Here is a 12,311-nt window from a genome sequence, read left to right as displayed (position 1 = left end):
CTTAGAATTGTCCATATTTTTGCCCATGAAAGTAAGTGTCGATTGGGTGACCCTAGGGTGAACATTTTGCTAAGAAATTTGCGAAGACCTTGGTTTTGTCCAATTAGACCGTATTCTGCGAAAACGTCTCTTTGACCGTTCGTTCACAAACTAAAGAATGACCCCATATAGGGGCGTATAGGGGTTGTTGGGTGGGGTGTCAGTGGGTAATTCTGGCCACCAGGGGGCGGGGGAATGGGCGCGCGGCGACGCGACGCAGGCTTAAAGGTTTCTTATAAAGGCCGGGTTAGTCTTCTTCGATTTCTGGGTCCTCTGAACGTGCCTGTTCGAAGACCTCCGCCGCTGCGCGCAAGTTGATCGTGCCGATGATGAGGCCGACGACGATATCCGGCCATGGACTTGCCCATGCCAGCATGAGCAGGCCAGCGCCAAGGATGAGGATATTGGCGGCGACATCGTTGCGTGCAGCCAACCATGCCCCGCGTGTGAGTGCGCTGCCGTGGCGAAGCTGCAGCAACAGCACTGCGCAGAGCAGATTGATGAGCATGGCGGCCACGGCCGTACCCGATAGCGTGAGTGGTTCAGGGACAGCGCCGTTGATGATCTTCCAAATCGCCATGCCATAGGACGCCACCGCGGGGATCAGGATGAGCCCGGCTAGCCCATAGCTTGCTTTGCGACGCCCCTCCACCGACCAACGCAGCGCTAACAACACGAGCGCATTGATGAGGAAGTCCTCGAGGAAGTCGGCGGCATCAGCGAAGAGCGAGGCTGAGCCAATGATGCAGGCGATGATGAACTCGCCGAAGAATCCGAGGAGGTTCAGCGCGGCTACCCAGGCGACAATGCGCCGGGCGCGAGCGTTCAGTGTGGAGGCGGAGAGATCATGCGACACGGCACCTGAGCTTAGTGGGCTGAGGTGCCGTGTCCCAATTTGTTTTTCTTATGAACCGTTTCGGATTAGTCGACGATGGCGACGTCGTCTTCTCGGCGGTGTTTCTCGCCAGCGAAGCCGCCGAAGGCTGTGATGAGGGCGGTCGCGGCCAGGATGATGATTCCCGGTGTGGAACTGGGGGTCTCGTTGGAAGCGTTCAACGCGGTGGCAAAGAAGGGGAGCAGCCCCGATACTGCTGACGCGATATTGGCGGAGATGGCCACGCCGGAATAGCGGACGTTGGCGGGGAAGACCTCTGAGAGTAGGACGCCTGACACGGAATAGGTGATGGTGACCAGGGACAGCCCAATACAGACGGCAAGCGTGAGGAGTACGGCATTGCCGGTATCGATCATCGTCCACAGCGGCCACGCCATGATGGCGGTGGCCAGCGCGCCGTATCCGATAACGCGACCGGGGCCGATCTTTTCGCCGATGCGGCCGAAGATGATGTTGATGAAGATCTGGCACACAGCGCCGAGGAGGGTGGCGTTCACGACGGTCTGGCGGTCGAAGTCCAGCGTGGTTGTGGCGTAGGAGAGGACATAGGTGCTCATGACGAAGAAGCCGCCAATGCCTAGGAAGGCCGCCGCGGAAGCCAGGCATAGTTGTGGGAAGTGCTGCGTGAAAAGCTCCTTCAAGGAGCCCTGGTGTGCGGCTTCGTCGGCTTCTGCTTCCTCTTCGAGGGCTTTGTAGACAGGAGATTCTTCAGCCTTTGTGCGAATCCACAGTGCTACTCCAAGGAAGGGGAAAGCGATGAGGAAGGGAACTCGCCAGGCCCAGGAGCTCACCGCGTCATCATCGAGCATGAGCACAAGCGCGAAGGCGCCGGAGGAGAGCAGCGTACCGGCGGGGGAGCCGATCTGCACGAAGGCTGCGTAGCGGCCGCGCTTTTCAGCCGGTGCGTGTTCAATGGCCATGGTTGTGGCGCCACCCCATTCGCCGCCAACGGCGACTCCTTGAAGCAAGCGCAGGATGACGAGAGCGATGGGCGCCCACATGCCAATGCTGTCAAAGGTGGGCAGTAAGCCAATGATGCCGGTGGCCACGCCGATGACGACGATGGAGATGATCAGGGCTGGTCGGCGCCCCATCTTATCGCCGATTTGGCCGAAAATAACCGCGCCGAGCGGGCGGGCAAGGAAGCCCACGCCGAACGTGGCGAAGGAGGCTAGGGTGGCGCCGGTACCCGACATTCCGGAGAAGAAGAGTTCGTTGAAGACGAGCGCTGCGGCGGTGCCGAAGAGGAAGAAGTCATACCATTCGAGGGCCGTGCCGACGAATGCGGAACTGGCGATGCGGAAGACGTCCTTTGACTCGACCTTGATTTCCTCGGCGTCGGATTGGGTCGCGGCGGCCGACGCTGCATGGGTAGTCATATCGAGATGCTCCTTATGTGAAGTGCATTACCTTTCCATGGAACATTAGGCGCACGTCACCTTCGGGTGAATGGCCTGTAGGTTTTCCTATGCAACGACCCACTACACGGTGTCCGGGGTTGTGTCTGTGCACAAGTGCTATCGGTTCGTGCGGTGTAGCGCCAGCAAAACGCGCGCGGCGTCCTTGGGGCGAGTGATGTCAAGACCGGTGAGCTCCGTGAGGTGGCGTAGTCGGTTGAGTACCGTATTGCGGTGGCAGTGCAGCGCTTCGGCGGAGTCCTTGATGGAGCCGCAATCCAGGTAGGTGGTGATGGTCCGGTAGAGCGGCATGTTCTTCAGGCGCAACTCGGCGATTGTCTGCGTGAGCTCCGTAATGCCACTGGCGCTGAAGTCTGCGAGAGCATCTCCTGCGACGGCCCAGAGTGCATCGGCTGCTTCGGCGAGTTGGCTCAGTGGCCCGGTGGCGTTGAAGATACGCGGCGCTTGCTGTGCTGCTGCGCGCACTCCGGCTAGGCTGATGACGTTCCGAAAGAGGACTCCGGGGATCTCTGTTAGTTCTGTTGTTGGGAGGCCGGCGGCATGCTCGCTGGAGCATTGCTCCTTGGGCCAGAAGGCCACGAACATCCCGCGCACGCCGTGGCCGAAGGCTTCGCCGGAGGAGATGGGTTCGCCGAGAAGCGTGCGCAACTCCACTGCTGCGGTGGGGTGGGCAACCACGACGTCGAAGTGGCACTCCGCATCCAGGTTGAGCGCGCGGGTGATTTCCGCGATGCCGAGCGTGCCCAGGGATTCAGCTGCAAAGAGCCTTTCCAAGTGCCGGGCGTGAGCGCGGTGCACGTCATACTGCCCGCGTGCTTCTTCTAGGCGGTAGGCATCGCGCACCACCAGGTTGTACATCGTCACAATAGAATGCACCTGCGCTACGTGGTCTATGAGTACTTCCTGGTCCGTGCCGGCGGCCTGGCGCAGGTGCTCCCAGAGGACCGTGAAGTCGAGCTGGATGGCGTCGATGAGCGTGCCGAGCTCCACGCCTTGGTGTGCGCGCCGCCGACCCAGGCTCTGCGCGTGGGCGCGCAGCTCTTCCTCATCCATCGCGCCGACCAGCACGTCGGTGATGCGTGCAAAAACCTCGAAAGCGGTCAGGCGCAGTTCGTCCTCGCTCACCAGCGAGTCGCCATAGCGCCCCGAGCGAGTAAAAGCAGCGAGGAAATCCTCCACCAACCGGGGGATGGTGCCGTGGACCTCCGCGACGATGTCATGCCAGCGTTGTTCGTGCATATGCACAACGCTACACGGTGACTACTGGTGAATTGCCCTCACCGCGGAGAGGTATATCACTACTCGGTTTAACCTGTGGGGGCAAGCACAGCACGCGCCGCGTGCAGTTCGTCGGAGAAACAGGAGAACACAGGAGGACGCATGATCACGCGCATCGACAACGCCCACATCCTGACCCAGGATCCCGCGCGGCCGGTCACGGATGCGGTGGCCTTTGCCAACGGCCGCATCCTGGCGGTGGGGGAGGCAGCCCGCGCCCTGCCTGCTGAACAGACATGGGATGCCGGTGGGCGCACGCTCACCCCTGGCTTTAATGATGTGCATTCCCACACCGTGTGGTTCGGCCAGACGCTGTTGGAAGTCGACCTCTCTCAGGCCACAACGCCCGGGGAGGTCTATTCCGCCTTGCGCGAGGCCGAGCCGAACCCCGACGGTTGGGTGGTGGCCGCAGGATTCCGCCCCTCCGGGCTGGATGCCCCAGTGGAGATCGCAGAACTTGACCGCGCGACCGGCGGTGCTCCGCTGCTGATCAAGCACAATTCGGGCCACGCCTACACGGTCAACACTGCGGCCCTGCGCGCGGCGGGCGTCGATCCCGCCAACCCGCCCGAGGTGGAAGGCGGCGAGTTCGTCCGCGATGCCGACGGGCACTGCACCGGCCTGCTCGATGAAAACGCCATGCGCGCCATCCAGGAGGTAACCCTGCCGGAATCCGGGGAGGAGATCGCCCGTGCCTTGGAATTGGCCACGCGCCGGTACCTGGAGCGCGGTCTGACCTCCGTCACGGATGCCGGGGTGGCCGGCGGCTGGATCGGGCACAGCCCGCGCGAGATCGCCGCCTACCAGAACGCCACCCTGCATACCCGCATGCAGGTGATGGTGACTATGGATGTGCTCCACGAGATTCCCGGACACGCCTCCGACGGCCCTGGTTGGGGCCTGGATGGTGGCCTGCGCACTGGATTCGGCGATGAGTGGCTGCAGATCGGCCCGGTCAAGATCTTCAGCGATGGCTCCCTGCTGGGGACCACCGCCGCGCTGAGCGAGAATTACGCCTGCTGCTCCCATCACGGCTATTTCCAGGGCGACCCGGAACAGATGCGTATCCGCGCGCTGCAGGCAGCGAATTCTGGCTGGTCACTGGCCATCCATGCCATCGGAGATGCGGCGGTGGATTTTGCGATAGAGACGCTGGAGGAGGCCGTCGCCAAGCATGGTGTGCCCGCCATGCCGCACCGCATCGAACACGGCGGCGTGGTGCGCCCAGACCAGATCGAGCGCCTGCGCGGCAAGCCCATCGTGGTGGTGCCACAGCCGCTGTTCATCAAGGCCTTCGGCGACGCGATGGCGGATGCCCTCGGCCCGGAGCGCACCGCGTGGAGCTACCCGGGCAAGCGGCTTCTCGACGCCTCCCTCATCCTCCCCGGCAGCTCCGATCAACCCGTAGCCCCCGGCGTGCCGCTGGAGGTCATGCAGGCCTTCGTGGATCGGCGCACCGCCTCGGGCCGGGACTATGGGCCTAAGGATCGTCTGACCCCCGCCGAGGCTCTCTACGCCTATACCGCTGGCTCGGCCGCGGCGACGGGCTGGGCCGGGCGCAAGGGGCAGGTGATGCCGGGACAGCTGGCGGATTTCGTGCTGCTTTCCCAGGACCCGCTGCAGACTGATGACCTTTCCACCATCGACGTGGCCGCCACCATCGTGGGCGGCGAGCTGCGCTACGGAAGCTTTTAAGGAGTAGACATGCGAGCAACCACCAACGAACAATTCCTGTCCGATTTCCAGGCCATGTCCGCCAACGGCGCCACTGCGGGCGGCGGCGTGGAGCGCCAGGCTGCCAGTGCCGGCGATAACCTTAACCGCGCCTGGTTCCATGAGGTCCTGGAGTCCCTCGGGGCACGCGTTATTTACGACGAGATTGGCAACCAGTACGGTCTCTTTGAGCTCGCCCCCGGCGCCGAGTACGTGGGCCTGGGCTCGCACCTGGATTCACAACCCTTGGCCGGCCGTTTCGACGGTGCTTATGGTGTGCTGGCCGCGGCCCATGCTGCCGGACGGGTGGCGCAGTCGAGGGTCAAGGCACGCTATAACCTGGCGGTCATCAACTGGTTCAACGAGGAGGGCTCGCGCTTTGCGCCCTCCATGATGGGCAGCTCCGTGTTTGTGGGAACGCTGGCGCTTGACCGCGCCCTCTCCGCCACCGACCTTGCCGGTATCACCGTCGCGCAGGCCCAGGAGGAAGCTGGCTGGTCCCCGCGCGGTGAAGCTCCGAGGCTCGCGGCCTATGCGGAGATTCACGTCGAGCAAGGTAAGGAACTTGAAGCCGCCGGCAACACGATTGGCCTGGTCACCGCCACGTGGGGCGCGAAGAAATTCCAAGCGGTAGTCTCCGGTGAGCAGGGCCATACCGGCTCCACGCTGATGGCCGATAGGAAGGACGCGCTTTTTGGTGCCTCCCTCATTATTGCCTCAGTAGAGCGCCTCACCCACGAATTCGATGAAGGGCAGCTGCAGGCCTCGGTTTCGCAGTTAACACTGGAGCCAAACTCGCCAGTGACCATCGCCCGCGAGGTGCGCTTCAACGTGGATGTGCGCTCGCCCTCCACTCAGGTGCTGGACAAGGCCCAAGCGCGCCTGCAGGAGATCATCGCCGAAGCAGAGGAGGAGTCTCGCACCTCGGTTGAGTTGTCCCCGACGCACGAGTGGGCGCTCAACCCCTACCCGGCAGCCGGCGTGGCGCTGGCCCGCGAGGTCGTGGAGGAGCTGGGCTACTCGCACCAGGAGATCTACACGGTGGCCGGCCACGATTCGACCAACCTCAAGGAGGTGGTGCCGACGGTCATGCTCTTCGTCCCGTCCGTCGACGGCATCTCACACAACGAAAAGGAGTTCACCACGGAGGAAGACTGCGTGGCTGGACTGGACGTGCTAACGCACGTGGCGCAGAGCCTCGTGGAAAACGGTTGCGGGGAGGACTAGGTACCTAGCGCGGCCGGCGCGCTAGTCCTCATCGCTCCACGGCACATACCCGAAGGCCTTCAGCGCGGTCTCGAACCCACGTTTCATGGTGGTTAACTCTTCCTCGCTGAACTCATAGGTGCGCAGGCGCGCCGGGCCAGTGAGGGGGACGTGGAGCAGGAAGCGACGGCCTTCCTCTGTGATGCTGCACAGGCGGCGGCGCAGGTCCTCCGGATCGTCATCGATGGAAATGAGCTCGTCACGCACTAGGCGCTTGACCGCCTGCCCGATGGTGGCGGGCTGCCATCCCAGCTCCTTGCGCAGTTGCAGGATGGGAATGGGGCTCTTCTTATCAATGAGCCGGAGGAGCGAAAGATGTGAACCGGTGATACCGTATTCGCGGCGTGCTTCGGTATCGAATCGCGCGCGGGCACGCTCGAAGCGGCGGTATTCCGCGATGGTCTCATCGATGAGGTCAAAATCCGTCACATGCTCAAGCCTAAGAGCTCCGGGCTGGTGTCCGCAAATGTTTACAGCGGAAATCCTAGCCAAAAGTGGACGGATCGATGGGGCGTTGCGAACGGGGGAGTTTTTCTACTACGAGGCGGTAGGAATCCGTCACGAGTTCGGCCAGAAGTTCCGAGGTCAGCTGGGGATCTGGGTGCACCGACACCCAATGCCGCTTATTCATGTGGTAGCCGGGCGTGATGAAGGAGTGCTCGCTACGCAGCGCCTCGGCATCCAGAGGCTCGGCTTTAAGGATGGCTTGGTGCTTGCCAGTGACTGCGGTGAGGAGAAGGAAAACCTTGCCGCGCACCTTAAACACGTCCCAGTCTGGTCCAAAAGGATGCGTCAGCGTGGCGCTGGGGAGCTCCATGGCGCGGGCGGTGGCGCAGGAGTGAAGGTCCAGGATGGCGGAGCCTCTTGAGCTGGAATTCATGCGGTCCAGCCTAGGTGAAAAACACGGGTTAAGAGTCAGAAAGTGTGTCTGGGATCGGGGATTTCTAGGTTCTGACCTTTAGGTTCTCGCAGAATATACGTTTGGGGAGCATATATCTGGCTTTGGGACGCTAAATCCACGGTGTGGCTGCCTACCTGTGGTAGTCGGCGGTGGTGTGGTGATTCAATGCTAGAAATCGACCACACTAGCACTGCGGCGGCGATACAAAAAGCAACGAATCGAACAGCTGAGGCTTCGACCGATGGCGGTATAAACCAGGTGATTCTCGGCCAACAAGATTCCCGCCGATGTCACCAATGCAGCACCATTTGCCCAGCCCATCGCCTGCTGCGCTGCGCCGAGAACCTGAACGGAACTGGCTCAATGAAATGGCTCTAGTGTCGCGCACGTTGGGACGGTGGCGTAGTAGTTGCTGCCTGTCCGGCGTTTCCTAGCGCACCGTCGGCCGTACCGGCTATCTCAACGACTAGGACTTCACTAACACCGTCTACGCCCAGTCAGCCGGCCTGGAAGTGGCCAAATCTAGCCCCGGTGACACGCCGAGCCAGACACACATTTTGGGGTTAAGGGTCAGAAAGTGTGTCTGGAATCGGGGATTTCTAAGGTCTGACCTTTAGGTTCTCGCAGAATATACGCTTTGGGAGCATATATCTGGTCCTGGGACGCTAAATCCACGGTGTGGCTGCCTACCTGTGGTAGTCGGCGGTGGTGTGGTGGCCCAATGCCAAAGAATCGACCACGCTGTCACTGCGGCGGCGATACCAAACGCAATGGAACGACCAGCAAAGGCACCACCCGATGGCGATGTACGTCGCTTTATTAGGTGTACTGACCGGGTACGTTGCGGGCACGCCGGTTCGGCGCACCGCCACAGCCGCTTGCGCCACACCAGCAGCACCGGCCGCCCCGCCGAGGGGATGTCACGCACCAGATGCTCACGCCGGCCGTGGGCCACCGCGACCACCCCGCACCGCGGGCACCCGGTCACCGACTCGGAGGTCTCCACCAACAGCTCCAGCTCACCGCCGTACTCACCGACGGCAAGCACCACCAACCCCGAGATGCCGAGCATCGCAGCGGGCAGGACGGTAGCCTCAACACTCACCTGGGACTCCTCTCGATCCGTTGCTTGGTCGCTACGAATCGTGGAGTCCCAGGCCCGTCTTCACCAGCCCAACCCGGTCAGCGCGTCGCAACCCGGCTACCACGCTTGGTGAGGAAAAGCTGCTAACATGGTTCGGCGACGGCCCGGGCACGTCCTTGTTCCTAACCGTCGTGCGCTGGGGTCCGCGTGGACCGCTCGGCCAGCGTCCATCCAGTCAGGAGGCAGTCAGCAAATGTTCGACGACAACGGCTCATTCCTACTCGCCATGTTCGAGTTCTTCATCTTCTTCGCATGGTTAATGTCCCTGTGGTGGATCTTCGGAGATCTCTTCCGCAGCAAGGACCTCGGCGGCTTCGCGAAGGCGCTGTGGGTGGTGTTCATCCTCGCGCTGCCGTTCATCGGAATGCTCGCGTACCTGCTTGTTCGAGGTCGGGGGATGACCGACCGCGCGGTCGAGGCGCATCAGGAGCTCCAGCAGCGGCAGGATGAGTACATCAAGTCCGTCGCCGGCGGCTCCGCCGGATCGAGCCCGGCCGATGAGATCGCCTCGGCGAAGGCCCTTCTCGACTCGGGAGCGATTACCCAGCAGGAGTTCGACCAGATCAAGGCAAGGGCGCTCTCCTCGGTCTGACCCTGGTCCGCTCCCTCGCCAGCCGCAGCGTCGCGGTCCGAGGGCGGCCATCCGGCGCGGCCTAGGTATTCGCCAAGTGTGCGGCTTGCGCGCGCGAGCAGGCGCATACCGGGCAGAGGGTGTCCGATTGTTTGTGTGCGGGGGGTGGTTTACAAGTAGTCCGCGAATCGGTCGGGGTAAGCCACGGCTAGTTGGTTGATGGCTTGTTTCCACCCGGTGGCTTTCGCTCCTTCAATATAGCCGTTGCACTCAATGTTGCACTTTGCTTTCTTCGCCCGCTGGGCGGCACGCTTGTTCGATGTTGCAGATCATCAGCCACAGCGTTTTCTGCGCCGCGGTATCGTTCGGGAATTGGCCCCTGTTGCGGGTAGCTTTACGCAGTTCAGCATTCAGCGACTCGATTGAATTGGTGGTGTAGAGCACCCGGCGTGCCGCCGGCGGAAACTGCAGAAACGGCACGAACCGCTCCCAAGCGTCGCGCCAGACTTTGACCGACTGTGGGTATTTCCGGCCCAGTTCACTGGCTTCGAACGCATCCAAGGCGGCACGGGCGGTGTCCTCGTTTGCGGCCGTGTAGACCTCACGCAGCGCCCGGGAGACACCTTTGCGGTCCTGATACGACACCCACCGGTTCGTAGCCCGAATCAGGTGCACAATACAGGTCTGCACCATGGAATTCGGCCAGGTTGCCTCCACGGCTTCCGGCAAGCCTTTGAGCCCGTCGCAGCACACAATGAACACGTCCTGGACACCGCGGTTAGCCAGATCCGCACACACCGATGCCCAGAATGCAGCGCCTTCATTGTCGGCGATCCACAATCCCAGGATGTGCTTGATGCCGTCCATGTCGACACCAACCGCCATATAGCAGGCTTTGTTGACCACGCGGTGGCCGTCACGGATTTTCACGCGTAGCGCGTCGAGGAAGATCACCGGGTAAAACTCGTCGAGCTGGCGGTTTTGTCAGATCATGACCTCGTCTAACACCGCATCGGTAATGGTGCTGATCGTATCCGGGCTCATATCCACCCCAAGGGTGGTCGCGAGGTGATGCTGGATATCGCGCACTGTCATCCCGCCGGCGTAGAGCGAGATAATTATGTCGTCGAGTTCTGTGAGCCGGCGTGCGCCCTTGGGCACCATCCGGGGAGTAAACGTGCCGGCACGATCCCTGGGCACGGTCACTTCCACCGCGCCGTAGCCAGAATTGACGGTCTTGGTGTACGACCCGTTGCGGTGATTGCTCTCCTGCGCGGTTTCCACCTGGGCTTTGGCCTTGCGGTCGGAATGGCTATAGCCCAAATGCGCATCCATCTCTGCCTTAAGACCAGCGTTGATCGATGCCTGCAACAAGCCTTTGACCAGCTCGCTGGCATCATCAGCAGTGGTCGACAGCTCGCTGATCAGGCTGGCGAGCTCAGGATTTTCCATCAGCTTCTCGCTGATCTCGTTGACCCTCGCCGGGTCATGGTTTTTCTTCGGTGACACCGTAGCCATTATCGGTGAAACTCCTTCTAGATCAGAGCCTCACACTGAAGCGTCCTGGGTTTAGTTCCTACCTCTGCTAAGGAAGGATTGGCACTATGCCCAGAAAGTATTCCGCCGAATTCAAGGAGAAGGCGGTCCATCAAGTCCTAGAGATGGTCCGTCTGGAGTCTTGCTCACGGCAACGTGCGTACGAGGAAGTCGGAGAGCTCCTTGGCGTGTCCCACCACACGTTGCGCGCCTGGTATCGCGACAGCGTCGCCCATGAGCAGGCCGCACCAACAGGTGGCGAAACCATGGAAGAAGAGCTCAAACGGCTACGCCGGGAAAACCGCGAGCTGAAGCGAGCCAACGGAATCCTCAAGACTGCCTCGGCTTTTTTCGCAGCGGAGCTCGACCGCCCCACGACCAGATGATCTCCTACATTGACGAGCACAAGGAGCAATTTGGGGCCTGGGCCATCTGCCGTGTTTTGAAACAGGCAGATCGTGGATTCATCACCTCTCGCGGCTACCGTAAAGCCATCACCCGCGCCCCGAGCGCCAGGGCTTTAAGCGATAGCCTGCTTATCCCAGAGATTCAGCGCGTCCATGCGGAAAACTTCTCGGTCTACGGCATTCGTAAGATGTGGCACACCATGAACCGTGAGGGCTTTCATATCGGCCGCGACAAGACTGCACGACTGATGAAGCTAGCTGGTGTTTCCGGCCGCAGACGTGGACGCACCCCGGTCACCACGATCAGTCCTAAAGTTCCGGATCATCGTCCGGATCTTGTGCAGCGAAACTTCCGGGCAACAGCCCCCGGGCGGCTTTGGGTTGCCGACATTACCTATGTTCGCACCCTGTCAGGATTTGCGTACACCGCGTTTGTCATTGATGTCTACAGCCGCAAAATAGTTGGTGTTGCCACCCGGCTCTACGATGCGCACTGATGCGCTGCCGATGGAGGCACTGGAACATGCATTAACGACTGCCGGTCGAATCCATGGCGACCAGCTGATACACCACAGTGACCGGGGAAGTCAGTACGTGTCACTGAAGTACTCCACCGCTTTGGCCGAAGCCGAGATCCGGCCGAGTGTCGGCACAGTCGGAGATTCCTATGACAACGCGCTGGCCGAGACTGTTAACGGTCTCTACAAGGCTGAACTTATCCATCCTCAAGGCCCGTGGACATCAGTAGGAGAAGTTGAGCTCGCCACCCTGCGGTGGGTGCACTGGTGGAACACCAAACGTCTTCACGAGGCGTTGGACTACGCCACCCCACAGGAAGTAGAAACCGAGTATTATCTCACCGAGCCCATCAACACAGGGCCGTAAAAGAAGCGGAACCAAACCCAGGACGCTTCAAAAGCCTGCGGAGCCTCGGTCAACAAACGCCGGCCAGATGTCACCAAAGCTGCTACTTTTACCCAGTTCATTGAGCACTGCACCACCACAACCTCACTGGAAGCAGTGGCCGAACGAAATGGTGTCAGCGCCTCCACAATGAAACGCCGTTTTAGCTGGTGGTGGCTGGTTGACGTTCCCGACCCCACTATCGGTCATACGGACCTGACCCCTGTTTGGTAGACACCT

General features: G+C 61.3%; 8 protein-coding genes and 4 pseudogenes. 5 read left to right on the top strand and 7 right to left on the bottom strand.

Annotated features, from left to right (window positions below):
* Window positions 1–286 precede the first annotated feature (286 nt).
* The 3 genes from HMPREF2743_RS09620 to HMPREF2743_RS09610 all read right to left on the bottom strand — a co-directional run bounded on the left by HMPREF2743_RS09620 (window position 287) and on the right by HMPREF2743_RS09610 (window position 3,591).
* Window positions 287–895, bottom strand: a complete 609-nt coding sequence (locus HMPREF2743_RS09620; protein WP_070743815.1) for a cation efflux transmembrane domain-containing protein — start codon at window positions 893–895, stop codon at window positions 287–289.
* A gap of 65 nt (window positions 896–960) precedes the next feature.
* Window positions 961–2,313 (bottom strand): MFS transporter, encoded by a 1,353-nt coding sequence (locus HMPREF2743_RS09615; RefSeq protein WP_070818692.1) that lies wholly within the window; start codon window positions 2,311–2,313, stop codon window positions 961–963.
* Between the two features lie 138 nt (window positions 2,314–2,451).
* Window positions 2,452–3,591 carry a helix-turn-helix domain-containing protein gene (locus tag HMPREF2743_RS09610; protein WP_070818691.1) on the bottom strand — a complete coding sequence of 380 codons (1,140 nt, stop codon included), beginning with the start codon at window positions 3,589–3,591 and terminating at the stop codon, window positions 2,452–2,454.
* Window positions 3,592–3,732: 141 nt separating this feature from the next.
* On the opposite strand from HMPREF2743_RS09610, the gene HMPREF2743_RS09605 reads away from it, so the two are divergent.
* Both HMPREF2743_RS09605 and HMPREF2743_RS09600 read left to right on the top strand, forming a co-directional pair.
* A complete protein-coding gene (locus HMPREF2743_RS09605) occupies window positions 3,733–5,325 on the top strand; it encodes an amidohydrolase (RefSeq protein WP_070818690.1) in 1,593 nt (530 codons plus the stop codon).
* A 9-nt stretch (window positions 5,326–5,334) separates the two neighbouring features.
* Window positions 5,335–6,570 carry a M20 family metallo-hydrolase gene (locus HMPREF2743_RS09600; protein ID WP_070818689.1) on the top strand — a complete coding sequence of 412 codons (1,236 nt, stop codon included), beginning with the start codon at window positions 5,335–5,337 and terminating at the stop codon, window positions 6,568–6,570.
* Between the two features lie 21 nt (window positions 6,571–6,591).
* Here the strand turns inward: HMPREF2743_RS09600 and HMPREF2743_RS09595 are convergent, their stop codons facing one another.
* The 3 genes and pseudogenes from HMPREF2743_RS09595 to HMPREF2743_RS12965 all read right to left on the bottom strand — a co-directional run.
* Entirely contained in the window at window positions 6,592–7,038 is a 447-nt protein-coding gene (locus HMPREF2743_RS09595; RefSeq protein ID WP_010189258.1) for a MarR family winged helix-turn-helix transcriptional regulator, read from the bottom strand.
* Between the two features lie 55 nt (window positions 7,039–7,093).
* Window positions 7,094–7,489 (bottom strand): MmcQ/YjbR family DNA-binding protein, encoded by a 396-nt coding sequence (locus tag HMPREF2743_RS09590; protein WP_070818688.1) that lies wholly within the window; start codon window positions 7,487–7,489, stop codon window positions 7,094–7,096.
* 937 nt (window positions 7,490–8,426) lie between these two features.
* Window positions 8,427–8,582 (bottom strand): annotated as a pseudogene (locus tag HMPREF2743_RS12965) (transposase family protein); the annotation flags it as partial.
* Window positions 8,583–8,847: 265 nt separating this feature from the next.
* Here HMPREF2743_RS12965 and HMPREF2743_RS09585 point away from each other — a divergent pair.
* A complete protein-coding gene (locus tag HMPREF2743_RS09585; protein ID WP_070818687.1) occupies window positions 8,848–9,246 on the top strand; it encodes an SHOCT domain-containing protein in 399 nt (132 codons plus the stop codon).
* Between the two features lie 149 nt (window positions 9,247–9,395).
* Here HMPREF2743_RS09585 and HMPREF2743_RS09580 read toward each other — a convergent pair.
* Window positions 9,396–10,743: pseudogene (locus HMPREF2743_RS09580) on the bottom strand (IS256 family transposase).
* 86 nt (window positions 10,744–10,829) lie between these two features.
* Here HMPREF2743_RS09580 and HMPREF2743_RS09570 point away from each other — a divergent pair.
* Window positions 10,830–12,053, top strand: a pseudogene (locus tag HMPREF2743_RS09570) (IS3 family transposase).
* Window positions 12,054–12,083: 30 nt separating this feature from the next.
* Window positions 12,084–12,281: pseudogene (locus HMPREF2743_RS12500) on the top strand (IS256 family transposase); the annotation flags it as partial.
* Window positions 12,282–12,311: the final 30 nt, after the last annotated feature.

It is taken from the genome of Corynebacterium sp. HMSC036D02, from assembly GCF_001836165.1.
GTDB lineage: Bacteria > Actinomycetota > Actinomycetes > Mycobacteriales > Mycobacteriaceae > Corynebacterium.
The sequence above is the reverse complement of the archived record's forward strand: the minus strand, read 5'-3'. Positions and strand labels throughout refer to the sequence as shown.